The sequence below is a fragment of the Bradyrhizobium sp. SMVTL-02 genome (assembly GCF_051853005.1).
GTDB lineage: Bacteria > Pseudomonadota > Alphaproteobacteria > Rhizobiales > Xanthobacteraceae > Bradyrhizobium.
In genome coordinates this window covers 6070355-6093789 of sequence record NZ_CP182469.1, presented here as the reverse complement: position 1 = coordinate 6093789, position 23435 = coordinate 6070355, and the positions used below count along the sequence as shown (strand labels likewise).

The window sequence follows — 23435 nt, the reverse complement described above, 5'->3', positions numbered from 1 at the left end:
GTTCACGCCAGAGCATGATCCGGAAAAAGTGTGTAGCGGTTTTCCGAAAAGATCATGCTCGAACAATAACACCGCGGCTCTCCGTCCCCCGGCATGCAATATGCCTGCAATCCGGCTTTCGTTCCACCGGGCCCGTCCGCCCATCGTTAACGTGATGCCTGATGTAAGCAAGGCCGCTTTGTGCCGGCGCAGCTGGCGGCGATGCTGACATTTTCGCGAGCGGACACGCGTTCATGTCGCCGACAATTCGTCACAAAGGCGCAACCATTTGGCCGCTCGGCGCGTTGATGATGGCCTGCCATTGGCGGCTTTCGCCGCCGCTTGCTCCGTACTTCCCTGGGACTGAAGATGAACAAAGCCCGTGTTACCGCCGCCGTCCTGCCGGCAGGCTTGCCTGTCCGCCTGCTGTTCGCAGCCGCCGCCGTCCTGCTCGCACTGCTGGCTCTGCCGCACGCCAGCCATGCCCAGGGCATCGTGCGCGGCGCGCAGGAAGGGGCCTATGAAGGTAACCGGATCGCCGGTCCGGTGGGGGGCGTAGTCGGTGGCGCGGTCGGCGCCGGTGTCGGCGGCGCCGTGGGTGCGGTGGAGGGCGTGTTCGGCATTCCTCACCGCCACTATCGTCACCGCTGCCACGGGTACTACGACGGCTATCACCGCTTTCATTGCTACCGGTGAGTCCACGGCCGTCATTCCGGGGCGCCCGAAGGGCGAACCCGGAATCCATCGAGCGGCAGCGCCGGTGGCTGAATGGATTCCGGGTTCGCGCCACGCGCGCCCCGGAATGATGGCTAGTTCTTCAGCCGATATCCGGTGCGGAAAATCCACCAGATCACGCCGAGGCATATCGTCAGGAATGCCACCGTCATGCCGATGCTGACGGATACGCTGACGTCGGCGATCTCGTAGAAGCTCCAGCGGAAGCCGGAGATCAGATAGACGACCGGGTTGAGCAGCGCGACCGTGCGCCAGCCCGCCGGCAGCATGTCGATGGAGTAGAAGCTGCCGCCCAGGAAGGTCAGCGGCGTCACCACCAGCATCGGGATCATCTGCAGCTTCTCGAAGCCGTCGGCCCAGATGCCGATGATGAAGCCGAACAGGCTGAAGGTCACCGCGGTCAGCACCAGGAAGGCCAGCATCCAGATGGGATGGTGGATATGCAGCGGCACGAACAGGCCGGCTGTCCCCAGGATGATAAGGCCCAGAATGATCGACTTGGTCGCGGCCGCGCCGACATAGCCGAGCACGATCTCGAAATAGGAAATCGGCGCCGACAGGATCTCGTAGATCGTGCCGGTGAATTTCGGGAAGTAGATGCCAAAGGACGCGTTAGCGATGCTCTGCGTCAGCACCGAGAGCATGATCAGGCCCGGCACGATGAAGGTGCCGTAGCTGACGCCCTCGACCTGGCTGATGCGCGAGCCGATCGCGGCGCCGAACACCACGAAATAGAGCGAGGTCGAAACCACCGGCGAGACGATGCTTTGCAGCAGCGTGCGCCAGGTGCGCGCCATTTCGAACAGGTAGATGGCGCGGACGGCGCGGTGATTCATGACGTCCTCACGAGGTCGACGAAGATGTCCTCGAGCGACGATTGCGTCGTGTCGAGATCGTTGAAACGGATGCCTGCGGTGCGCAGGTCGCTGAGCAGGCTGGTGATGCCCGTGCGCTCGCCCTTGGTGTCGTAGTCGTAGACCAGCGTCGCGCCGCCATCGCAGAGCTCGAGCTCGTAATGGGCGAGGCTCTCCGGCAGCGAGGTGACCTTGCCCTGCAAGTGGACGGTCAGCCGCTTCTTGCCGAGCTTCTGCATCAAGGTCGCCTTGTCCTCGACCAGCACGATCTCGCCCTTGTTGATGACGCCGATGCGGTCGGCCATCTCCTCGGCTTCCTCGATGTAGTGCGTGGTGAGGATGATGGTGACGCCGGACTGCTGCAGCGTGCGCACGACTTCCCACATGCCCTTGCGCAGCTCGACGTCGACGCCGGCGGTCGGCTCGTCCAGGAACAGGACCTGCGGCTCGTGCGACAGCGCTTTCGCGATCATCACGCGGCGCTTCATGCCGCCGGAGAGCGTGATGATCTTGTTGTCCTTCTTGTCCCAGAGCGAGAGGTCCTTCAGCACCTTCTCGATGTGCGCAGGGTTCTTCGGCTCGCCGAACAGGCCGCGGGAGAAGCTCACGGTCGCCCACACGCTCTCGAAGGCATCGGTGTGCAATTCCTGCGGCACCAGGCCGATCAGCGAGCGCGCCTTGCGGTACGAGGTCTGGATGTCTTCGCCGCCGACGAGGACGCGACCCTCGCTCGGGTTGGCGATGCCGCAGATGATCGAGATCAGCGTGGTCTTGCCGGCGCCGTTCGGCCCGAGCAGCGCAAAGATCTCGCCGCGCTTGATGTCGAGATTGACGTTCTTGAGCGCCTTGAAGCCGGACCCATAGGTCTTCGACAGATTGGCGACGGAAATGATGGAGGACATGATGGCCGCAAGGCTTGGGGGCAAAAGGCTGGGGGAGGGAGGCTGGATCTGCCGGGAAGGGCGGGTCAGCGGTGCCCTGAAATAGGAATGCCCTTGCCCGGTCGCAATTGGTCGGAGAAAAATCGTCTCGAAACCGGCTCTTCAGGGGCGGGTTCCGGGCAAGTGTTGCACAACCGCCACGGCTTGCTGCTAAGATTGTCGCTTACGCGGCTCTTTGTTGCGTCTGTGAGCAGGCCGTGGCTACGATTCCGGCCAATCGCCAAGCGTATTGTCCCCAGGGAAAACATCGATGAGACCGAACGGCCGTCACACCGCCGGCGCCAGCCAATTGCCCGCCCTCCGTGTGTGGGCGATTTGCCTGCTTCTGCTGTCAGCTGTTGCCATCAGCCCGACCACCGCGAGGGCGGCCCCGGGCCAGGCCCAGGTCGCGACCACGCACGTCTACCTGCTGCGCGGCGTGCTCAACATCTTCTCGCTCGGCCTCGACACGATCGGTGCCCGCCTCCAGGCGGAGGGCATCCCGGTGACCGTCGCCAACTTCGTGTCCTGGTCCTCGCTCGCCGATGAAGCCGCGACCGCCTACAAGGCCGGCCGCATCAAGACCATCATCCTGGTCGGCCATTCCTCCGGCGCGACCGCACTGCCTGACATGATTGCGAAGCTCAACCAGCTCGGCGTGCCCGTAAAGCTCGCGATCGGCCTCGATTCCGTGTTCAAGACCAGGCTATCGACGGGCGCCGAGCGCTACATCAACATCTATATCGGCGATGGTCCCGGCGAGCCGGTGCGGGCCGCGGCGGACCTGCGCGGCAAGCTCGACAATGTCGACGTACGCGGCACCGGCGTCGGCCACATCTCGATCGACAAGAGCGAGGCGATCCAGCGCCGCGTCATCGCCGAGATCGAGGCCGCGGTCATGCGCTCGCGCGCTCCGGCTGCCCCCGTCGCCGAGCCCGGCGCGCCGCGGCAGGCGCGGTCGGCGGCGGCGACGGCTCCGGCGAGGAACTGAGCGCACGTGGTGTAGCCTGAAGACGATATGAGCTTTGGTTGACTCGATGCGCCAAGGATTCACCTCTCCCCTAGGGTGAGGTGGATCCCGGCCGCCAATCGAGTTCATCACGCCAAAGCCGCAGTCACACGCACCGGCACGCTCTCCAGCCTGCGCAGCGAATTGTTGAGCCTGCGCTTCGGCTCGGCCGTCAGCGGCTGAGCGGGCACTGGCCTTCGTTCTGGGCGCGGAACGCGTCCTCGCCCTTGATGGTGGTGACGACCTTCAAGAGATCCCAGGCCGACGTCGATTCCTCCGGGGCCTTCACCTGGAGCAGGTAGAGCGGGTGGATCTTGCGGCCGTCCTTGCGGATGTAGCCCTTGCCGAACAGCGGATCGTCGGTCGGCGTTTCCTTCATCGCGGCGACGACGGCCTTGCCGTCCCGGGCGCTGCCGACCTGGTCGACCGCCTTGAGGTAGTGGATGACAGAGGCATAGACGCCGGCCTGCATGTCGTTCGGATAGGCCTTTGACGGAATGCGCTCGGCGAACCGTTTGGCGAACGCCCGCGTGCCGTCATTGAGATCCCAGTAGAACGGATTCATGATCTGCGCGCCTTGCGCAAATTTCAGCCCAAGCGCGGGAAGGCCGTTCATGCCCAGGATCAATCCGACCAGCTTGTGATCCCTGGTCAGCCCGAACTCGGCGGCTTGCTTCATCGAGGTGATGGTGTCGTCGCCGGCATTGGCGAAGCCGACGACGTTCGCGCCAGATGCCTGGGCCTGGAGCAGGAAGGAGGCGTAGTCGGCCGTTCCCAGCGGATGCCGCACGCTGCCGAGCACCTCGCCGCCGGACGCCTTCACGGCCTCCGCGGCCTGCTTCTCCAGATCATGGCCAAAGGCATAGTCGGCGGTGATGAAGAACCACTTCTTGCCGCCCTGCTGCACGATCGCCTTGCCGAGGCCGCGGCCATAGGCATAGGTGTCGTAGGTCCAGTGCACCGTGTTCGGCGTGCACTTCTCGCCGGTCAGCAGCACCGTGCCGGCGCCCGATCCGACGAAGACCTTGTTCTTCTCGGCGCTCATGCCGGCCACCGCGAGCGCAATCGACGAGTTCGGAATGTCGAAGATCGCATCGACGCTCTCGTTCTCGTACCAGCGCCGGGCGATGCCGATCCCGATATCGGTCTTGTTCTGATGGTCGGCCGCGACGACCTCGACCGGCTTGCCGGCAGCCTTCCCGCCGTAATCCTCGACCGCCATCCTGGCGGCGACGACCGAGCCGATGCCCTGATAGCTCGCGAACGGACCGGATTGGTCGTTGAGGATGCCGATCTTCACAGCGTCCTGGGCGAACGCCGGTGCGGTGGTCAGCATTGCCGCCAGCATGCACAATCTATGCAGGAATTTGCTGTTCATTGTGTCCCTCCCATGGGCGGTCTTGGTGCCGCTTCATAATAGTTATATTTTATAGCTATTTTCGAGAGTGTCAATTTGGCCCGCTTTGGATGCATATCATGAGCCCGAAGACCCCGAAATCCGGCGCCAAATCTGCCGAACTGCAGGAGGAAGCGCTGGACCTGAATGCGCTTCAGCGCACACCCGGCTTCATGCTGCGCCTCGCGCAGCTGAAGTTCTTCGAAGGCTTCTATGAGGAATTCGCCGCACTGGGGCTGACGCCGGCAACCTACGCGATCTTCGCCGTCATTCGCGACAATCCCGGCGTGCCGCCGAGCAGCCTCGCCAGCCTGCTCCGGCTGCGCTTGCCGAACCTGATCAAGATCCTGAACGAGCTCGAATCGTCCGGCTTCATCAAGCGCAACCGCTCGAGGTCCGATCGCCGTGCGGTCGAGCTCATCCTGACGCCAAAGGGGGCAAAGCTCATCGCCGAGGGGGCGAGGCTGACGGAGCCCTATAACCGCAAGATGCTGGCGCCGCTGAGCGAGGCCGAGCAGCGCACGCTGCTCGACCTCTTGAACCGCATGCTGCCGCTTTAGGCCGGCGCGCCATGCGGCAATCGAAGATCGCCACAGCTCATCTCACCCCAGAAACGCACGAATGCTCTCCGCGATCTCCCGGGCGTGCGTTTCCAGCACGAAATGGCCGGTGTCGAAGAACTGCACGATTGCATTGGGATTGTCGCGCTTGAACGCTGCGGCACCGGGCGGAATGAAGAACGGATCGTTCTTCCCCCAGACCGCCAGGAAGGGCGGCTTGTGCTTGCGGAAATTTTCCTGGAATGACGGATAGAGCGCGACGTCGCTCTTGTAGTCGCAACTGCCATTTTAATGGTTACTATCGATCAGCCGTTATTCGTCGGCCAAGGACTGCGCTCATGGACCGCCCGCCATGTTCATCGCCGACCCACTCGGCCTCGATTTTCTCAACTCGGTTGCAACACCGGTCGATACAGCGGTCGACTGGATCGGCGATGGCGATGGCTTGGTCGACTGGCTGTCGCAGGCGAAATTGGTGCCGGCGGAGGAGCTGGACGCGTTGATGGGGCGCGCCAAGCCGGGCGAGCTCGACAAGGTCGCCCATCAGGCCCGCGCGTTGCGCGAGTGGTTCAGGGGCTTTGTTCTGGAGCATGCCGGCAGGCCGCTGACCGCGAAGGCGCTGCACGAGCTTGGCCCGTTGAACAGCATCCTGGAGCGCGATGAGGCGTTCCTGCAAATCGCGCCTCGCCACGATGAGGAAGGCCTTGCACGGCAGAGGATGCGGCGCTGGCAATCAGCCGAAGCTCTTCTGCTGCCCGTCGGCGAGGCGATGGCGAAGTTCGTCTGCGAGGAAGACTGTCCGACGTCAAGGCGTGCGAGGGCCATAACTGCACGAATGCTGTTCGCCGACCACACCCGCAGTCGCGCAAGGCGGTGCGGCAACCGCGCCAAGCAGGCCGCGCATCGCAGCCGGCTCAAGGGCCGGCAATGACGGGTCGGGGGCGAGCTCATCCGGCAGGTCACGGAGCTTTGACCCGCGACGGTGCGTCGCGCCACGGTTCCCGCGCCCCAAAATCCACCAAATCGGTCGTCACTAAGCCGGTTTGGGAGACGCCCTTTGCCTCCCGTCGCGGGACTGCTGGATTGATGATTGATTTGAGGCGGTTAGTCGTGCTGGCAGCGGTGGCGTTGCTCGCCTTGGGCAACGGCATAGCCGTGGCTTCACCCGCCAAGTCGAAGCGCCCGGCCGCGACAGTCACATCGACGCCTCCCGTTCCGCCCGCCGAGCCGCTGCCGCCGCCGAAAGTCTACCTGTTCCGCGGTGCCATGGGGCCGATCTTCTCGACCGGCATGGACCGGCTCAGCGAGAAACTGACGCAGGCTGGCTTCTCGGCCGACGTTTATGAATTCACGGTCTGCCGGCTGATCGGCAACCGCGCCATCGCCAGCTACAAGGAGAGCCCCGCGCCGATCGTGCTGATCGGCCATTCCATGGGCGGGCTATGCTCGGTCATCATCTCCGAGATGGCAGCCAAGGAGAACATCCCGATCAGCCTGGTGATCGCCATCGATCCCGCGCATGCGACCGGCGACGTGCCGCTCAATGTCGAGCGCTTCATCAACATCTTCATGTCCGACAGCGTGCTCGGCGGCGGCGACGTCGTGGCGGTGCCTGGCTATCGCGGCCATTATGCGAGCTACGATCTGAAAGAGAACAGCCGCGTCTCGCACATCAACATCGAGAAGTCCGACGAGATCCATCGCCAGATCGTCGAGATGGTGACGCAGCTGCCGCGCATTCCGCCGCAGACCCAGGCCGGTGCCGTGCCGCTGCGCTATCTCGTGCCCGCCGATACGCTGGTCGAATTGTGGGACAGCGGCGTGCGGGTGCCGGTGCGTCGCGGCGACACCATGGAGAGCATCGCCGCGGCCAATCGCGTGCCGCTGTGGACGCTCGCGCAGAGCAACTCGCTGGCGGAGAACGCGCAGCTCACCCCGGGCCAGACCATCATCGTCCCGCGGCATCTGACGCCACCGGCGCCTGCCGCCGCGATGGCGACGCCGCCGCCCGCCGCGCGGAAGTAAGGAACAGCGGTTTCAGCAGATCGAGCTCACACCAGCAGATCGTGCTGCCCATGAGACCCGCCTGAGCCGCCCACGCCGTGAGCGCCATCGTCCAGCTGCGGAACGTCGTCCGGTGCCGTGGCGTGACCATGTCCGTTGTTGTGTGCCGCGCGTTCATGACGATCGAGCGGCACTGCGAGATCGTCCACAAAAGCGATGCTGGAGTTCTCCATCGCCGGGGTCAGGAATTTGAAGGAATCGCCCGGCGCGGACGGATCGGCCTGCACGTTTCCGTGCGGGCCGTGCGTGTCGTCTGGCGCAGAATGAGGTTGTTCATTGGACTTGTCGGCGGCCTCTATCGACGCTTGGCTGTGTTTGCTTGCTTGAGATTGGCTCCAATCAGGGGTGCCGCCGTTTCCGAGACCTTTCTCCGAGGCGATATCGAGAAGCGCACTGGCGGTATCGGCAAGGCTTGCATGGCCATGGGCCTCGCCGCTCTCTGGATGCTGGTCGCTGGCAACGAGCGCATCCGGCACGCTGAAAGTGACGGCACGATCTTGCTCCGTCGTACCGGTTGCGGCGTTTCCGTTTGGACTGTCGTCGGTCCGGGGTGGTTCGAAGACAAATTTGACGGGCTCCATCGACAGCGAATGGACTGCCGGTTGTGACGGGCCGGGGAGTGTTGCAGTCTCGTCCGGGGTGGAAGCGGTGATCTCGTGGCTGCTGAGATCCCGATTGGTATCGAAGGGAAAGCTCACATCGATCGCGGTCGTGCTGCCGTCCAACGAAATGGAGCCGCTGCTGTTCGTCGCCTCGGTGGAGGCATCGGAGGTACTCGATGTCATGACCGCCGCATCGCCCAGCGTGGCGGCGCCCGGATCGAGTGTATCGCTCGCCGCCAGCACCGGTGCCGCGGCTTGATCCACGATGAAGTCCGAGGAGACGATGGCCGCGATCCCCTGCAGATGAACCTCCAGCATGCCGGAATCGCCGATCTGAAGGGCTTGGTCCGTCGGATTGGCATATGAGATCGTTTCATTGCCTGAGCTGTCGTAGACCCAGGCTATGGTATGCGCGGGCACAGATGCGCTTGCCGAACTCAATGCCAGGATCACGAATCCGAGCGCGCCGAGCGCCGTCAAATCGATCTTGTCGCATCCTGAATTGAAATCATTGATCGTGTCGAAATGACCTGCTTTGGAATCCATTGTCGACAAATAGACGAAGACATCGTCGCCATTGCCTCCGGTGAGCCTGTCCGGGCCGATCCCGCCGGTGATGGCGTCGTTCCCGCAACCGCCGTCGATATTGTCCCGTCCCGAGCCACCGTAGATGACGTCATCCCCGTTGTTGCCCTTGATCGTATCGTTGCCCGAGCCGCCGAAGATGGTGTCGTTCACGCCGGCCCCGTTAACGGTGTCGTTGCCGGCGCCGCCATAGACGATCCGAGGAGTATCACCGCAAACGGTGATACAGTCGCCTGCAGGAGTTCCGTAGACGAACGGAGGGGCTGATACGACGGCAGCCCCCGCGGCCAGGTCGTCGAAATCGTTGGGATCGGCCTCGCTGGCGCCACGGATGCAGATCGTCACGTGTTGCCTGGTGCCATCGATGGTCGTGACCGTGAAGTGATCGGTGAGCGTGTCGCCGACATTGAGCGCGTCCACCACGCAATTGTGGTTGTCGAGCGTATAGGTCCACACGCCCGCGGCAGTCATCGTGAACGTGCCGTAGCCGCAGTCGCTTGCAGTGGGTGAGGTCACAGCAGTGAAAGTGTTGGACGGATTGTCGACGTCGGTGTCGGCGAGCGCGCCGGTCGCGACCGGCGTGCCGGGCGAGATGCCGCCCGCCTCGACCACCGAGCCTGTCGTGACACCAGAAACGATGGCGGCGTCATTCGCGCCTTTGATCGTGATGGTCACGACCTGCGGCGTGCCGTCGATGGTCGTCACGGTAAACTCGTCGGTCAGGGTATCGCAGACATTGAGAGCCTGTACTGTGCTGTTGCCATTGTCGAGCGTGTAGGTCCACGTACCCGACGCCGTCATGGTGAAGCTACCGAAGCCGCCCGCGCTCGTCGTCGGACAGCTCACCGCGATGAAGGTGTTGGGCGTGTTGTCGGGATCGGTGTCGGTCAGCGTGCCTGTCGCCGCAGGCGTACCGTGCGCCCCATTGGCTACACATCCGGCCTCGACCACCAAGCCGGTCGCGACGCCGGAGATGACGGCCGGGTCGTTGCTGCCGTTGATGGTGATCGTCACCACCTGAGGGGTGCCGTCGATGGTCGTTACCGTGAAGCTGTCGGTCAGCACGCCGCCAATGTTCAGCGCCTGCACGGCCGGGTTGGCATTGTCGAGCATATAAGTCCACACGCCGGCTGACGTCATCGTAAAGCTGCCATAGCCGCCCGAGCTTGCCGTCGGCGAGCCGATCGCCACGAACGTGTTGGAGGGATTGTCGACGTCCGCGTCGACGAGCGTGCCCGCGATCGGCGCGCCCGGCAACAGGCAGCTGGCCTCCACGACTGAACCGGTCACGGCCCCGGAAATGACTGCGGCGTCGTTGCTGCCGTGGATCGTGATCGTTACGACCTGGGGGGTGCCGTCGATGCTGGTCACCGTCAAGGTATCGGTCAGAGTATCGCCGACATTGAGGGCCTGTACCGCACTATTGGTGTTGTCCACCGTGTAGGTCCACACACCGGTTGCCGTCATCGTGAAGGTGCCGTAGCCGGCCGTGCTTCTGGTGGGCGAATCGACCGCCTTGAAGGTGTTGGACGGGTTGTCGACGTCGGTGTCTGTAAGCGTGCCGGTTGCGGTTGGGATGTTCGGAGCAGCGTTGGCGACGCCGCCCGCCTCTCCAACCGAGCCACCGGTGTTGCCCGAGATGGTGGCGGCGTCGTTGGCGCCGTTGATGTTGATCGTGAAGGGCTCACTCAGCGACAACGAGCCGTCCGAGACCGTGATGAGGAAGGCTGTGGTCGTCGGCGACGACAGGGCATTGATTGCATCGCTGTTCGGAACGAAGGTGTAGGCGCCGCTTGTGCTGTTGAGGTACAGGGTGCCATAGGGGCCGGTCTCCGAAAGATTGTACGTCACTCCGTTCAGTGTCGTGCTGCCGGATGTCCCTCCGCTCAGGCCGAAGGTCACGGCGCCGCCGCCAGAGCTGCTGGCAGTGAAAGTGCCGCTCGTCGCGCTGAACTCGTCGAAAGCGATCGTGTCGATTTCGACCGGCCCGGCCGGCAAGGTAAGCGACGGTGGCAGCCGTTCGATCGAGGGCAGGTTGATCGGAAGAAGCGGTGGAAGCGGGCTTTGCGGCGCAGCCGTGTTGTCCGCCGGCGTAAAATTGATGTGCTCGAAGGAAAGCGAATTGGCAAAAGGTGGCGTGCTGGAACCTGTCGCTCCTTCCGTGAGATTGGCGAGCACGTCCTGTTGAGCTGCGTGCAGCTCCTCCATTCGAGACGCGCTATTGGCAACCTGGTTGACGCTGACGGAGGAGCCGATCCTGCTCAGGACAACGGTCTCGCCGGGATCTTCAACGATGATGTGTCGCGGCATCGGCTCCTTGGTGATGAGCTCGAAGACGCCGTGCCGCAGGTCCTTGTAGTTGATCTTGTCGTCATCCAGGAATGCGGCGTCCGGATCCGCGGCGTTTGCGTCGGTCATCATCGAGAAGGTCAACGCCGCAAGCGTCAACACGCCGAAACCGCTCGAATTGGAGCGCCCGCGAATGCTTCCAAGCGGCGTGTCGAACGTCAGGGCGGCGCCGTTCTCCAATCGGCCGGCAGCGAAGGAAAAGCTTCCTCTGGTGACCGCAAGCACGATCGAATGCACGGCACCGCCGGGATCGCGAACATATTCGCTTAGCTCGATGCGAGTGCCGCTGCAGACGTTGAAAACGGTGCCATCGATCAGCAGAATTCCGATCCGCCCGCCGGTGGTCGTCTCGACTATGTCACCGTGACAGACAGGGGCGCCAACGCTGACTTGAGCTGCAGTGCCGGCGTCACGCCTGAGAGTGGCGTAACCAATCGCCGTCTGAACCACGCCGATGATCTGGTGAGGGAGAGTCGCACCGGCCTTATCCCTGGGTTCAACGCCGGACGCGACTGACATGGTCTTGGCCTCGCCTGTCGGATCGAGCTCACACCAGGAGATCGTGCTGCCCATGAGGCCCGCCTGAGCCGCCCACGCCGTGAGCGCCATCGTCCAGCTGCGGACCCTCGTCCGGTGCCGTGGCGTGACCATGTCCGTTGTCATGTGCTGCGCGTTCATGACGATCGAGCGGCACTGCGAGATCGTCCACAAAAGCGATGCTGGAGTTCTCCATCGCCGGGGTCAGGAATTTGAAGGAATCGCCCGGCCCCGGCGGATGGGCCTTCTCGTCTCCGTGCGGGCCGTGCGTGTCGTCTGGCGCAGAATGAGGTTGTCCATTGGACTTGTCGGGGCTCTCTATCGAGGCATGACTGTGTTTGCTTTCCTGGGATTGATCCGAATGAGGGTTGCCGCCGTTTCCGAGACCTTTCTCCGAGGCGACATCGAGAAGCGCACTGGCGGTATCGGCAAGGCTTGCATGGCCATGCGCCTCGGCAGCCTTGCCGCTCTCTGGATGCTGGTCGCTGGCAACGAGCGCATCCGGCACGCTGAAAGTGACGGCATGATCTTGCTCCGTCGTACCGGTTGCGGTGTTTCCGTTTGGATGGATGCCGTCGTCGGTCCGGGGTGGTTCGAAGACAAATTTGACGGGCTCCATCGACAGCGAATGGACTGCCGGTTGTGACGGGCCGGGGAGTGTTGCAGTCTCGTCCGGGGTGGAAGCGGCGATCTCGTGGCTGCTGAGATCCCGATTGGTATCGAAGGGAAAGCTCACATCGATTGCGGTCGTGCTGCCGTCCAACGAAATGGAGCCGCTGCTGTTCGTCGCCTCGGTGGAGGCATCGGAGGTAGTCGATGTCATGACCGCCGCATCGCCCAGCGTGGCGGCGGCCGGATCGATTGTATCGCTCGCCGCCAGCACCGGTGCCGCGGCTTGATCCACGATGAAGTCCGAGGAATCGATGGTCGCGACACCCTGGAGATGAACTTCCAGCAGGCTGGAATCGCCGATCTCCAGGGTCTGATCGGTTGGATTGACATACACGATGGTTTCGTTTGCCGAGCTGTCGTAGAGCCAGGCGATGGTGTGGGGCGGCACCGGCGAGCTTGTCGAGCTCAACGCCAGGATCACGAATCCGAGCGCGCCGAGCGCCGTCAAATCGATCTTGTCGGCTCCCGATCCGAAATCGGTGATCGTATCGAACTGGCCGGCTCTGGAGTCGACCGCCGACAGATAGACGAAGACGTCATTGCCGTTGCTGCCCGTGAGCTTGTCCGCACCGAACCCGCCGATGATGGTGTCGTTGTCATTGCTGCCGCCGATCGTGTCTTGCCCGGAGCCGCCGTAAATGAGGTCGGCCCCGTTGTTGCCCTTGATCGTGTCGTTACCGGATCCGCCGTAGATGGTGTCGTTCACGCCGGTCCCGTTGAGGGTGTCGTCACCGGCGCCGCCGTAGACGATCTGGGAAACGCTGCCGCCACCGGCGACGCTGTCGTGTCCAGGCGTGCCGAAGACGAACGGGGGATCGGAGACGACGGTTGATCCCGTCGCCAGATTGTCGAAGTCGTTGGGGTCGGCGTCGCTGGCGCCATGGATGGCGATCGTCACCTGTTGCGTGGTGCCGTCGATTGACGTCACCGTGAAATGGTCGGTGAGCGTGTCGCCGACATCCAGCGCGTCGACCACTGCGTTGTTGTTGTCGAGCGTATAGGTCCACAGCCCGGACGCGGTCATCGTGAAAGTGCCGTAGCCGCCGTCGCTGGCCCTGGGCGAGGTCACCGCCGTGAAGGTGTTGGCGGGATTGTCCAGGTCGGTATCGGTGAGCGTGCCGGTCGCGACTGGCGTGCCGGAAGCGATGCCGCCGGCCTCGAGCACCGAACCCGTCGTCGTTCCGGAAATGGAAGCGGCGTCATTGGTGCCGTTGATCGTGATCGTCACCAGCTGCGGCGTGCCGTCGACCGTGGTCACGGTGAACTGATCGTTCAGCGTAGCGCCGACATTGAGCGCCTGCACTGCGCCGTTGCTGTTGTCGAGCGTGTAGGTCCACGTGCCAAGCGCGGTCATCGTGAAGGTGCCGAAGCCGCCGGCGCTCGTCTTTGGCGTGGTCACCGGGGTAAAGGTATTGGCCGCATTGTCAGGGTCGAGATCGGTCAATGTCCCGGTCGCGGTCGGCGTGCCGGGCGTACCATTGGCCACACCTCCGGCCTCTACGACCGCGCCGCGCGTCGTCCCGGAAATGATTGCCCCATCGTTGCTGCCGTTGATCGTGATCGTCACCGTCTGTGGGGTGCCGTCGGCCGAGGTCACCGTGAAACTGTCTGTCAGCGTGGCACCGTTGTTGAGCGCCTGGACCGCGGTATTGTTGTTGTCGAGCGTAAAGGTCCATAATCCAGCCGCGGTGATGGTGAAGCTGCCATAGCTGTGCGCGCTTGCAGTCGGCGTATCGACCGCCACGAACGTGTTGGCGGGATTGTCGACGTCCGCTGCGAGAAGCGTGCCCGTCGCGACCGGGGTGCCAGGCGAAGTGCCGCCCGCCTCGACGACGGAACCGATCGCAGTCCCCGAGATGATTGCGGCGTCATTCGTGCCGTTGATGGTGATCGTCACCAGCTGCGGGGTGCCGTCGATCGTGGTCACGGTGAACCGATCGATCAGCGTATCGCCGACGTTCAGCGACTGCACTGTACCGTTGCCATTGTCGAGCGTGTAGGTCCACACGCCGCCGGCTGTCATCGTGAACGTACCGTAGCCGCCCGCGCTCCTGGTCGGCGAGCTGACTTCCGTGAAGGTGTTGGGCGGATTGTCGACGTCGGCGTCTGTCAGCGTGCCGGTTGCGCTCGGTGTGCCGGGCGCCGAATTGGCGACGCCGCCCGCCTCCACCACTGTGCCGGCGGCGTTGCCGGAGATAATGGCCGTATCGTTGACGCCGAGAATGTTGACGACGAATGTTCGGCTCGTCGAGAACCCGGTGTCCGAGACCGTGATGACGAAACTCGTGGTCGTCGGCGACGACAGGGCATTGATGGCTTGCGCATTCGGAACAAAAGTGTAGGCGCCGGATGCGCTGTTCAGATACAGGGTGCCATACGGCCCGGTCTGCGAGAGATCGTAGGTTTCCCCATTAACGACCGTGGTGCCGGCCGTCCCGCCGCTGAGGCCGAAGGTGAGGGCGCCATTGAGCGGGCTGCTGGCGGTGAAAGTGCCGGTTGTCGCGGTGAACGTGTCGTTGAATGCGATGGTGTCGATCTCGGTGGGTCCGCCCGGCACGTTCAGTGATGGCGGCGGGCGTACGATCAAGGGGATGTCGGCCGGCGGCAGTGGCGGAAGCAGGTTTAGCGGCGCCGGCGCGTTGTCCGGGTTGAAGTTGATGTGCTGCAGCGAGGGGGCGATGACGCCGGGCGGCGTACTGGATCCAGTTGGGCCTCGCGTGAGATTGGCGAGCACGTCCTGTTGAGCTGCGTGCAGCTCCTCCATGCGAGCAGCGCTGTTGGTAACCTGATTCACACTGACGGAGGAGCCGATCCTGTGCAGGATGACGGTTTCGCCTGGATCGTCGACGATAATGTGCCGAGGCACCCGCTCCTTGGTGATGAGCTCGAAGGCGCCGTGCTGCAGGTCCTTGTAACTGAGCGTATCGCTGTCGAGATAGGTGGCGTCGGGGTCCGAGCCCTGCGCCTCTTTCACCATCGCGAAAGTCAGCGCCGCCATGGTCAGGATGCCGAAGCCGGTCGCATGGGAGCGGCCGCGAACGCTGCCAAGAGGTGTATCGACCGTCAGGGTGCCGCTGTTTGCCAGCCGTCCGGCCGCGAATGCAAAGCTTCCGCTGCTGACCGCAACGATGGTCGAACGCGAGGCGCAGTCGGATTCGGAGGCGAACTCGCGCAGTTCGACGCGAGCTCCGCTGCCGACGCTGAATATGGTGTCGTCGAGAAGCCGAATCCCGATCTGCGCATGCGCAGCCGTCTCTATTACGTCATGGCGGCAGACAAGGTCGCCGATGCTGACCTGCGTGGCCGGACCGTCATCGCGCGTGAGGGTAACGTATCCCAACGTGCTTTGAACGATGCCGATGATCTGGAGGGGAAAGGTCTTGGTGCCCCCGTTCTGGGGGCCAACGCCGAACGCAACTGACATGGCCGTGGCCTCGCGCGCCGAACAATTCGGGCTCGGCGCGGTGCCGCGGCTTCTTGTCGGTATTGCTACGCCGCGGGCGCAATTTTTGGCGTTAGCAACCCCAGGCCTGCACGCCGAAAACGTCTGGTTTGAAATGCGAACTTTATTGGTATAGGCAACGTGATGGCAGGTTCAGCGGAGATGCTTCCCCGCAACAGCAATTTGCGCTCTCAAGAAGTTGACGCTTGAGCTATGCGAAATCTAGCCCACTTTCGCTGGCCAGGCAAACGGCTTGAGCCTAAGATCATGCACGGAAGAATTGCTTTTTTGGAGGACCGGTCCGTTAGGATCGATCCAGGTTGTAGATACTCACAATGCACGAATTGCGAGCTTGGTCGAAGCTCACATAGCTCCCATCAGGCGCCACGCAGATCTTCTCGGAAAGGGGCGGGTCATGTGCAGGCATACGATTGCGGTTTTTGTGACTGGCTTCATTTGGGCCGCGGCGTGTGTTCTCGCTGCGCCAGCGCAGGCTCAAGTCAATCCCGCAACACGCGGCCCTGAGAACGTTGTGCCGAAACCCATCGGCAAGGTCGTCGCCGTTGCAGGTTCGGTCTCGATCGAGCACGCAGGTGCGGTCGTCGTCCAGGCGAAGCTCGGCGATCCGGCTGCGCAAACCAAGGTCGGCGATGTCGTGTATCTGAGCGACGTCGTGCGAACCGGGGCGGACAGCCGGGTCAGCATCAATTTCAGCGATGGCTCGTCGTTCAATCTGTCGAGCAACGCCCGCATGACCCTCGACGAGTACGTGTACGAGCCGGCGGGCAAATCCAACGCAACGTTCTTCAATCTGGCCAGGGGAACGGCGACTTTCGTCGCCGGCCAGATCGCGAAGAGCGGCGACATGAAAGTCGATACGCCCGTTGCAACGATGGGAATCCGGGGCACCACGCCGCATATCGAAATCGCGGATGACGGCGCGGTCAAGTTCTCGACTCTCATCGAAGAGGGCAAGAGCAAATTGGTGAAGAAGCGCACGACTGCCGCGGCGCCGGAGCAGGGGAGTGGTCCCAGGCCGAACATCTGCAGGGGATGCTGAAGCGGCACGGACATGACGATCAGGGCCGCCATCATCGCCAGCGTCGCGGCCGTTCTCGTGCTGCTGTCGATCGGCTCGCCCGCGGTCGCGCAGCAGCCGCAGAAGAAAAGTCACCTCCAGAACATTGAGCAGTGCAACGGTGCGGACACTATTCCGGCCCAGGTTCGGATCGCCGGCTGTACGGCGCTCATCAATTCGGGTGATGCCAGGCCGGAGGCGCTGGCTCTGGCTTACAACAATCGCGGCAACGCCTATGCCGCAGCGGCGGAATACGACCGTGCGATCAGCGATTTCGATCGGGCGATCGAGCTCGCTTCAGGCTATGTCAAGCCGGTGAACAATCGCGGCGTCGCCTATTTGCGGAAGGGGGCATATGAGGACGCGGTCAAGTCCTTCGACGAGGCGATCAGGCTCAACCCGGCCTATGGCAGCGCTTTTGCCAACCGTGCCGAAGCCCGTCTGAAGTTGAACCAGTATGATCGAGCCGCGCTCGATTTCGACGAGGCCATCCGGCTCGATCCGAACTTGACGTGGGCATGGAGCGGGCGCTGCTGGACCCGGGCGATCATCGGCGATCTGCAGGCCGGGCTCGTCGACTGCGACAGGGTGATTCGGTCGGGATCGAGCGATGCCGCGACATACGATTCACGCGCGCTGATCCATCTGAAGATGGGCCAGTTCGCCGCGGCCATCGACGACTACAATTCCGCGTTGCGCCTGGCGCCGAACCTGGCAAGCGCGCTCTATGGACGCGGACTTGCCAGGCTCAGGCAGGGTGACGGCGCCGGCGGCAACCGCGACGTCTCGGCTGCAAAGCTCATCGACCTCAAGATCGCCGACGCGTTCGCCCGCTACGGCGTCAAGTGACGGTAGGATCGGCGGCCGAAGCTCGCGTTATCTGCGAGACGTTCGAGCCGTGGAGCTGTTCGAGCAGGCCGGCCTGACGCCGCGCATCGTGCAGGTTGCCGACGAGCAGCAGACCATCATCAACTTGGTGGCAACGAAGCTCGGGGTTGCGATCGTGCCGCGCTGGACCACGCGGATGGCCGTCTCAGGCGTGCGCTTCGTGCCGCTGCGGCCGAAGCAGAACGGCCCGGTCGGCCGGCTGCCGCTCGCCTGGCTGCGCGGTTCGCGCGATCCGGCCCGCGATGCCATGCTGGCCGTTCTTGAGGGCCGCCTGCGCAGCTATGCGCGGGACGCTTGAGAGGCTATGACATCAGCCTGGACAGAAGGTGTGATGCGATGACGGATCAGAAGGTTTCGGGCGAATTGCGGGTGGCCATTGCAGGGCTGGGCTCGATTGGCACCAAGATTGCAGCCGCCCTCGATCAAGGCATCGAGGGACTGGCGCTGTCAGCCGTCGCGGTGCGCGATCCGGCCAAGCATCAGGCCTTCATCAACGGCCTGCGTCGTCCGCCGAAAGTCCTGCCGATCGACCAACTCGGTGACGCTGCCGACATCGTGGTCGAATGCGCGCCGAGCAGCCAATTGCGTGCGATCGTCGAGCCCGCGGTGAAGCGCGGCAGGGCCGCGGTCGTCGTCAGCGTCGGCGGGCTGCTCGACAATTTCGATCTGGTCGATCTCGCCCGCGCCAATGGCGGCCGCATCATCGTGCCGACCGGTGCGCTGATCGGGCTTGATGCCGTCAACGCCGCCGCGATCGGCACCATCCATTCGGTGAAGATGGTGACGCGCAAGCCGATCGACGGGCTGAAGGGCGCGCCCTTCATCGTCCAGAACAACATCGATATCGACAATCTGCGCGAGCCGCTGAAACTGTTCGAGGGCAGCGCGCGCGAGGCAGCAAGAGGCTTTCCGGCGAACGTCAACGTCGCCGTCGCGCTGTCGCTGGCGGGCATCGGTCCCGATCGCACCCAGATGCAGGTCTGGGCCGACCCCACGATGACGCGCAACGTTCACCGCGTCGAGGTCGAGGCCGATTCGGCACGCTTCTCGATGTCGATCGAGAACATCCCGTCCGAAAATCCCAAGACCGGCCTGATCACCGCACTGTCCGTGATCGCGCTGCTGCGCAAGCAGCGCGCCACGCTGTGTGTGGGGACGTAGTTGGCGTGAGACTTCGTTAGTCCGAACACCGGTGCGCTCCCTCCCCGGCTTGCGGGGGAGGGCTTGGGAGAGGGTGTTTCCGCAGCGGGACACTCCCCCAGAGGAGAGAGCCCTCACCCGGCGCTCGGGACGATGCTTCGCATCGCCCGGAACGCGCCGACCTCTACCGCAAGCGGGAGAGGTGCAGGGAGCCGCGGCTCCTATCTCGACTATCGCGTCTTACGCCCCCGTGACGCGCCAGATCACGTTGCCGACGTCGTCGGCCATCAGCAGCGACTTCTTGTCGGGGCCGATCACGACGCCGACTGGGCGGCCGTAGGATTCCTTCTCGTCCGGGGACAGGAAGCCCGACAGGATGTCGCGACCGGGGCCGGAGGGCTTGCCGTTCTCGAACGGGATGAACACCAGCTTGTAGCCGGACAGCTTGCTGCGATTCCACGAGCCGTGCTGGCCGATCACCATGCCGTCGGGGAAGCCGGGCAATGTCCCTGCGGGCATCCAGCACAGGCCGAGCGAAGCGGTGTGGCCGCCGAGCGCATAGTCCGGTTGAATCGCCTTGGCGACCATCGCCGGATCCTGCGGCACGCGATCGTCCACCGTCTTGCCCCAGTAGCAATAGGGCCAGCCGTAGAAGCCGCCGTCGCGCACCGAGGTGAGATAGTCCGGCGGCGTCTCGTCGCCGAGCCCGTCGCGCTCGTTGACGACGGTCCAGAGCACGCCGGTCGTCGGCTCCCAGGCGAGGCCGACCGGATTGCGCAGGCCGGCCGCGAAGATGCGATGCGTGCCGGCGGCGAGATCGAGCTCGTAGATCGCGGCGCGGCCTTCCTCGACCTCCATGCCCATCTCGGCGATGTTGCTGAGCGAGCCGACGCCGGCATAGAGCTTCTTGCCGTCGGGGCTTGCGAGCAGGCTGCGTGTCCAGTGTCCGGCCGGCTTGAAGGTGGTCAGCCGCTTGCCCGGCGCCGTGATGCGGTCGGCATTGGCGACATAAGGAAAGGCCATCACACCGTCGGTGTTGCCGACGTAGAAGGTGTCACCGACCAGAGCCATGCCGAACGGCTGGTTGAGGTTCTCCATGAAGGCGCCGCGAACTTCGGCAACGCCGTCGCCGTCCTTGTCGCGCAGCAGCGTGATGCGGTTGGCGGAGAACCCGAGCGCCGCGGCGCGCCGCATCGTCGCCTGCATCGCGTAGTGAAACACGCTGCGCGGAGCGCCTGCGATCTGCGTCGCCTCCGCGATCAGCACGTCGCCATTGGGCAGCACCTCGATCCAGCGCGGATGGTCGAGGCCGGTCGCAAAGGCATTGACCTTGAGTCCGGGTGCAACCGTCGGCTTCTGGCCCTCGCGCCAGCCGCGCGCGGTCGGCATCTTCAGCGTCGGGATCGCGCCTTGCGGCTTGGCTTCGGGAATGGCGGGCGCCTGGCCCCAGGCGGGCGGCGGCTCGGTGCCGGTCATCTTGCGCCATTGCAGCGCGACGCCGCCGACGAACGCGACGAACTGCGCGAAGATACTGGAAAAGCTCATGAGAAGCCCCTGTCGAACTCTGAGGCACAGTCCACGGCGGATCGCCCGAAACCCCGCGCGGGCTCAGGCCTGATCGTCGACCTCTCCGGATCCACGATAGAATGTCGTCGTGCCTCGTTGCGCGCGCATCCAACTGGCTGGCGGTAAAAAGGTCAACCGTCGCTGAACTGGACGGACGTCTATTCCCGCGGAATGGCAGATGACCAAATTTGCATGGACCGACATCAGCGGCCGATTTGCCGTTCCAGCCGCCGCGCCGCGCGGAAATCGTCGAGATGATGGACGTTCGGAGTCAGCGCAGCTTCCTTGGATAGCAGGTGATAGACCCGCGCCACGGTGCGCTGCTTCTGCTTGGGCCGTCCCGGCGGCATCGCCCGCGCCTTGCGGGCGGCGGCGATGGCGTGTGCACGAAAATAATCGTAGGCATCAGACATGGCTCGATGCTCTGCGGCTGGTGCAGGTGTCGGGAGATAACAAGCGGGGGAAGGGGCGGTTCCTGATGACGCCAGCGTTCCGACTCTACCCCCGTCATCCTGAGGTGCGAACCGGCGCAACGCGTCACGGCCCGGCTGGATCTAGGCCGTGCATCCTTCGAGGCTTCGGCTTGCGATGCATTCGGCCTCGCAGGCCTCGCACCTCGGGATGACGGGACTGAGCAGTAGCGTCGCGGGGAGAAAGCAGTAGGCGGAGTCCGCCTTCACCGCGGCGAGGTGAACGGAATGATCATAGGCACGCGGCGGCAATACGCGCCGTAGGCGTCCTCGCCGAGCTCTTTCGACAGGAACACCTCTTCCATCCGGCCTTTCTGCCACATGCCGAGCGAGATCAGGATCGCGCCGAGGATGGCCGTCACCGTGCCGACCGCGATGCCGGTCGCGAGCATGCCGGCGATCAGGCCGGTGTAGATCGGATGGCGCACGATGCCGTAGGGGCCGGTGTCGATGACGCGGTGGTCTTCCTTGTGGGTGATGGTGTTGGACCAGAATTTTCCGAGATGCAGCCGTCCCCACCAGGTGAAGGAGATGCCGGCGAGCACGATCAGCGCCGTGATGTAGACAGCGATGTTGCTGAACACCCAGAGCGGCTTCTCGTTCAGCACTTCCGCGGTCCACGGCGTGAACAGGATGCCGCCGACCAGGATCGGGATGCGATAGCGCCCGGATTCCAGCGTCATGACCTGCTTCTGGGTGCGGCCCTGCCAGAACGAGGCGCCGACCCAGCTGGCGAGCCAGGCGAGCCAGATCAGGGCGAGCAGTTGCGTCGGCCAGGTCGTGGTCCAGCCACCCCAGGCGACAGAGAGAAGCTTGCTGAAATCGAAGGACATGAAGGTTCTTTGCGTTAGGCGGCGGCGTCAGCCCGCGCGCGAGGACAGCGCGTGATGCTCGATGGCGCCGGAAGGCTGCTGGCCGTTGCGGGCGAGCAGATGGGTGATGGTTTCGCGCAGGACCGGTTCGATCGGGCGCGGCGAATAGCCGAGCTCGGTGCGTGCCTTGCCGATCGAGAGGTCGCTCGCGGCCAGCGCGATGCGCACGCCCTCGGCGGTGCCGTTGGGCGGGCGGCGCGTGAAATTGTCGGACAAATATTCGAGCATGATGCCGGAGAGTTCGGCGATCTTGCCGGGCACGACGACCGGGAACTGGCGGCGACCGCTCATCGCCGACATCATCCGCAGGATGTTGCCCAGCGGCACGCAGTCGCCGCCGAGGATGTAGCGCTGGCCGATGCGGCCGCGCTCCATGGTCAGCACTAGTCCCATGGCGACGTCGCGGACGTCGACCAGATTGACCAGGAAGTTGAGATGCGGCTGCACCTTCTTCTGCAGGAAGTACCAGAGCATCGCGGTCGGCGGCGTCAGATTGTGGTCGGCGGCACCGATCGGCATGGTCGGCGTGCCGATCACCAGCGGAAAGCCCTCGGCCGCGGCCTTGGCGGCATGATGCTCGGCCAGCGACTTCGAGCGCGTATAGGCGCCCGGCATCGCCTCGGCCGGCTGCAGCGCCTCTTCGGCCGGAACGCCGTTGAGGTCGGTATAGCGGAACAGGATCGATTCCGTCGAGCAGTGCAGGAAGCGCGACACGCCGCGCTTCCTCGCGGCCGCCAGCACGACCTCGGTGCCGCGGCAATTCACGTCGTGGAAGTCCTGCTTGTTCGCGACCCACATGCCGGGCAGGCCGGCGAGGTGATAGACCTGATCGACGCCGGACAGCGCGGTATCGACCGCGGCGCCGTCCAGCACCGAGCCATGAACATAGTCGACGTCAGAGTTCGGCGCGGCCGGCGGACGAACATCGAGAACGCGCACCCGCTGCCCACGGGCGCGGAGCGCTTCTACGAGATGATGTCCGATGAAACCGCTGCCACCGGTAACCAGTACGAGAGCCATGAAGAAAGGTTTGCTGTTTCGCTTCTGGAGCTATCGGGTTGAAAGGGAATTGGCCGGAAGAGGCGCCAGAATCGCGGCAAGGTCGCGACGGAAGCCCAGTGCAATGAATAATTTTGCCATGACGAACATCGGTCCCAGCAAGAGATGCGAGGGAAACGTGAACAGCGAGGCCTCGCGCCCCTCAAAAACCTTGTGCCCGATGGCCTGCGCGGCGAAGCCGAGCGCGACCAGGGCAGCGAAAATGCCCCACATCGCGACAGTGCTGACTCCGTTCGCAATGGTCGACGCGATCGAGAACAGCACGATGGAGACGGCCAGAATGCCGGCCCCGAGCGCCAGATCGAGCAGCAGCCAGTAGATCAGGACCGGCAGGGCCAGGATCACCGCCAGGCTGACCTCGGACCCGAACAGCGGGACCTTCACCAGCGTCAGCGGCATCACCGCGCCCGTGAACAGCAGGAGGATGCCCACCACATGCATCGCCGTGTTCCGGGGATCGCGATGGTACTCGACATAAACGGCAAGTTGGCGTTGAAAAAAGCCACCCATCTTGGTCTCATGCAGCACGGGGTCTGGGGAAGGACGAGCAAAGGCTATAGCACCGGATAGAGCGGTGCACAAACCGGCACTATTGTCGCGCAAGACCATATCGTCGCGCTGTGGGACAGACCACAAAAGGGTCAGCACTTCAAAGGGT

Annotated in this window: 17 protein-coding genes and 3 pseudogenes; 9 read left to right on the top strand and 11 right to left on the bottom strand. The window is 63.9% G+C overall.

Annotated features, from left to right (window positions below; translation table 11 throughout):
- The first annotated feature begins 348 nt into the window (after nt 1-348).
- On the top strand, nt 349-675 hold the full coding sequence (locus tag ACNJYB_RS29155) for a hypothetical protein (protein ID WP_439369998.1): 327 nt from the start codon (nt 349-351) through the stop codon (nt 673-675).
- A 113-nt stretch (nt 676-788) separates the two neighbouring features.
- Here the strand turns inward: ACNJYB_RS29155 and ACNJYB_RS29150 are convergent, their stop codons facing one another.
- Nucleotides 789-1550, bottom strand: coding sequence for an ABC transporter permease (locus ACNJYB_RS29150; protein WP_439369997.1), 762 nt, complete (start codon nt 1548-1550; stop codon nt 789-791).
- On the bottom strand, nt 1547-2470 hold the full coding sequence (locus tag ACNJYB_RS29145) for an ABC transporter ATP-binding protein (RefSeq protein ID WP_439369995.1): 924 nt from the start codon (nt 2468-2470) through the stop codon (nt 1547-1549). Before ACNJYB_RS29145 ends, ACNJYB_RS29150 begins: the two co-directional genes overlap by 4 nt.
- Before the next feature lie 289 nt (nt 2471-2759).
- Between ACNJYB_RS29145 and ACNJYB_RS29140 the strand changes: the two genes are divergently transcribed.
- On the top strand, nt 2760-3479 hold the full coding sequence (locus ACNJYB_RS29140; RefSeq protein ID WP_439369994.1) for a hypothetical protein: 720 nt from the start codon (nt 2760-2762) through the stop codon (nt 3477-3479).
- Nucleotides 3480-3669: 190 nt separating this feature from the next.
- On the opposite strand, the gene ACNJYB_RS29135 is transcribed toward ACNJYB_RS29140, so the two are convergent.
- Entirely contained in the window at nt 3670-4875 is a 1206-nt protein-coding gene (locus ACNJYB_RS29135) for an ABC transporter substrate-binding protein (RefSeq protein WP_439369993.1), read from the bottom strand.
- Nucleotides 4876-4973: 98 nt separating this feature from the next.
- Here ACNJYB_RS29135 and ACNJYB_RS29130 point away from each other — a divergent pair, with 98 nt between their 5' ends.
- Entirely contained in the window at nt 4974-5453 is a 480-nt protein-coding gene (locus tag ACNJYB_RS29130; RefSeq protein ID WP_439369991.1) for a MarR family winged helix-turn-helix transcriptional regulator, read from the top strand.
- Nucleotides 5454-5495: 42 nt separating this feature from the next.
- Here the strand turns inward: ACNJYB_RS29130 and ACNJYB_RS29125 are convergent.
- Nucleotides 5496-5729: pseudogene (locus ACNJYB_RS29125) on the bottom strand (alpha/beta fold hydrolase); the annotation flags it as partial.
- Between the two features lie 76 nt (nt 5730-5805).
- Between ACNJYB_RS29125 and ACNJYB_RS29120 the strand changes: the two are divergent.
- Both ACNJYB_RS29120 and ACNJYB_RS29115 read left to right on the top strand, forming a co-directional pair.
- Nucleotides 5806-6384: pseudogene (locus ACNJYB_RS29120) on the top strand (CGNR zinc finger domain-containing protein).
- Nucleotides 6385-6539: 155 nt separating this feature from the next.
- Entirely contained in the window at nt 6540-7478 is a 939-nt protein-coding gene (locus tag ACNJYB_RS29115; protein WP_439369990.1) for a LysM peptidoglycan-binding domain-containing protein, read from the top strand.
- A gap of 26 nt (nt 7479-7504) precedes the next feature.
- Here the strand turns inward: ACNJYB_RS29115 and ACNJYB_RS29110 are convergent, their stop codons facing one another.
- Together ACNJYB_RS29110 and ACNJYB_RS29105 are read right to left on the bottom strand one after the other, a co-directional pair.
- Nucleotides 7505-11626: a VCBS domain-containing protein gene (locus ACNJYB_RS29110; protein WP_439369989.1), complete on the bottom strand. Its 4122-nt coding sequence runs from the start codon at nt 11624-11626 to the stop codon at nt 7505-7507.
- Nucleotides 11601-15686, bottom strand: a complete 4086-nt coding sequence (locus tag ACNJYB_RS29105; RefSeq protein ID WP_439369988.1) for a VCBS domain-containing protein — start codon at nt 15684-15686, stop codon at nt 11601-11603. The genes ACNJYB_RS29110 and ACNJYB_RS29105 overlap by 26 nt, the downstream gene beginning before the upstream one ends.
- A 370-nt stretch (nt 15687-16056) precedes the next feature.
- On the opposite strand from ACNJYB_RS29105, the gene ACNJYB_RS29100 reads away from it, so the two are divergent.
- From ACNJYB_RS29100 to ACNJYB_RS29085, 4 genes and pseudogenes are all read left to right on the top strand, one after another.
- Nucleotides 16057-16764, top strand: a complete 708-nt coding sequence (locus ACNJYB_RS29100; protein WP_439369987.1) for a FecR family protein — start codon at nt 16057-16059, stop codon at nt 16762-16764.
- A gap of 12 nt (nt 16765-16776) precedes the next feature.
- Complete coding sequence (locus ACNJYB_RS29095) at nt 16777-17631, top strand: tetratricopeptide repeat protein (RefSeq protein ID WP_439369986.1); 855 nt, start codon at nt 16777-16779, stop codon at nt 17629-17631.
- Between the two features lie 52 nt (nt 17632-17683).
- Nucleotides 17684-17968, top strand: a pseudogene (locus tag ACNJYB_RS29090) (LysR substrate-binding domain-containing protein); the annotation flags it as partial.
- Between the two features lie 38 nt (nt 17969-18006).
- Nucleotides 18007-18831 (top strand): aspartate dehydrogenase, encoded by an 825-nt coding sequence (locus ACNJYB_RS29085; RefSeq protein ID WP_439369985.1) that lies wholly within the window; start codon nt 18007-18009, stop codon nt 18829-18831.
- A 219-nt stretch (nt 18832-19050) separates the two neighbouring features.
- Here the strand turns inward: ACNJYB_RS29085 and ACNJYB_RS29080 are convergent, their stop codons facing one another.
- The 5 genes from ACNJYB_RS29080 to ACNJYB_RS29060 form a co-directional block, all read right to left on the bottom strand.
- Nucleotides 19051-20355: a PQQ-dependent sugar dehydrogenase gene (locus tag ACNJYB_RS29080; protein ID WP_439369984.1), complete on the bottom strand. Its 1305-nt coding sequence runs from the start codon at nt 20353-20355 to the stop codon at nt 19051-19053.
- Nucleotides 20356-20579: 224 nt separating this feature from the next.
- On the bottom strand, nt 20580-20789 hold the full coding sequence (locus ACNJYB_RS29075; RefSeq protein ID WP_212339627.1) for a hypothetical protein: 210 nt from the start codon (nt 20787-20789) through the stop codon (nt 20580-20582).
- A 263-nt stretch (nt 20790-21052) separates the two neighbouring features.
- Complete coding sequence (locus ACNJYB_RS29070; RefSeq protein WP_439369983.1) at nt 21053-21679, bottom strand: methyltransferase family protein; 627 nt, start codon at nt 21677-21679, stop codon at nt 21053-21055.
- A gap of 27 nt (nt 21680-21706) precedes the next feature.
- Nucleotides 21707-22738, bottom strand: coding sequence for an NAD-dependent epimerase/dehydratase family protein (locus ACNJYB_RS29065; protein WP_439369982.1), 1032 nt, complete (start codon nt 22736-22738; stop codon nt 21707-21709).
- Nucleotides 22739-22768: 30 nt separating this feature from the next.
- Nucleotides 22769-23287: a DUF962 domain-containing protein gene (locus ACNJYB_RS29060; protein ID WP_439375672.1), complete on the bottom strand. Its 519-nt coding sequence runs from the start codon at nt 23285-23287 to the stop codon at nt 22769-22771.
- Between the last annotated feature and the right edge of the window lie 148 nt (nt 23288-23435).

Excerpts from the sequence above, each read along its gene's own strand:
- ACNJYB_RS29155 (WP_439369998.1), top strand. The coding sequence starts at position 349 with ATGAACAAAGCCCGTGTTACCGCCGCCGTCCTGCCGGCAGGCTTGCCT.
- ACNJYB_RS29150 (WP_439369997.1), bottom strand. The coding sequence starts at position 1,550 with ATGAATCACCGCGCCGTCCGCGCCATCTACCTGTTCGAAATGGCGCGC.
- ACNJYB_RS29145 (WP_439369995.1), bottom strand. The coding sequence starts at position 2,470 with ATGTCCTCCATCATTTCCGTCGCCAATCTGTCGAAGACCTATGGGTCC.
- ACNJYB_RS29140 (WP_439369994.1), top strand. The coding sequence starts at position 2,760 with ATGAGACCGAACGGCCGTCACACCGCCGGCGCCAGCCAATTGCCCGCC.
- ACNJYB_RS29135 (WP_439369993.1), bottom strand. The coding sequence starts at position 4,875 with ATGAACAGCAAATTCCTGCATAGATTGTGCATGCTGGCGGCAATGCTG.
- ACNJYB_RS29130 (WP_439369991.1), top strand. The coding sequence starts at position 4,974 with ATGAGCCCGAAGACCCCGAAATCCGGCGCCAAATCTGCCGAACTGCAG.
- ACNJYB_RS29115 (WP_439369990.1), top strand. The coding sequence starts at position 6,540 with ATGATTGATTTGAGGCGGTTAGTCGTGCTGGCAGCGGTGGCGTTGCTC.
- ACNJYB_RS29110 (WP_439369989.1), bottom strand. The coding sequence starts at position 11,626 with ATGGGCAGCACGATCTCCTGGTGTGAGCTCGATCCGACAGGCGAGGCC.
- ACNJYB_RS29105 (WP_439369988.1), bottom strand. The coding sequence starts at position 15,686 with ATGTCAGTTGCGTTCGGCGTTGGCCCCCAGAACGGGGGCACCAAGACC.
- ACNJYB_RS29095 (WP_439369986.1), top strand. The coding sequence starts at position 16,777 with ATGACGATCAGGGCCGCCATCATCGCCAGCGTCGCGGCCGTTCTCGTG.
- ACNJYB_RS29085 (WP_439369985.1), top strand. The coding sequence starts at position 18,007 with ATGACGGATCAGAAGGTTTCGGGCGAATTGCGGGTGGCCATTGCAGGG.
- ACNJYB_RS29080 (WP_439369984.1), bottom strand. The coding sequence starts at position 20,355 with ATGAGCTTTTCCAGTATCTTCGCGCAGTTCGTCGCGTTCGTCGGCGGC.
- ACNJYB_RS29075 (WP_212339627.1), bottom strand. The coding sequence starts at position 20,789 with ATGTCTGATGCCTACGATTATTTTCGTGCACACGCCATCGCCGCCGCC.
- ACNJYB_RS29070 (WP_439369983.1), bottom strand. The coding sequence starts at position 21,679 with ATGTCCTTCGATTTCAGCAAGCTTCTCTCTGTCGCCTGGGGTGGCTGG.
- ACNJYB_RS29065 (WP_439369982.1), bottom strand. The coding sequence starts at position 22,738 with ATGGCTCTCGTACTGGTTACCGGTGGCAGCGGTTTCATCGGACATCAT.
- ACNJYB_RS29060 (WP_439375672.1), bottom strand. The coding sequence starts at position 23,287 with ATGGGTGGCTTTTTTCAACGCCAACTTGCCGTTTATGTCGAGTACCAT.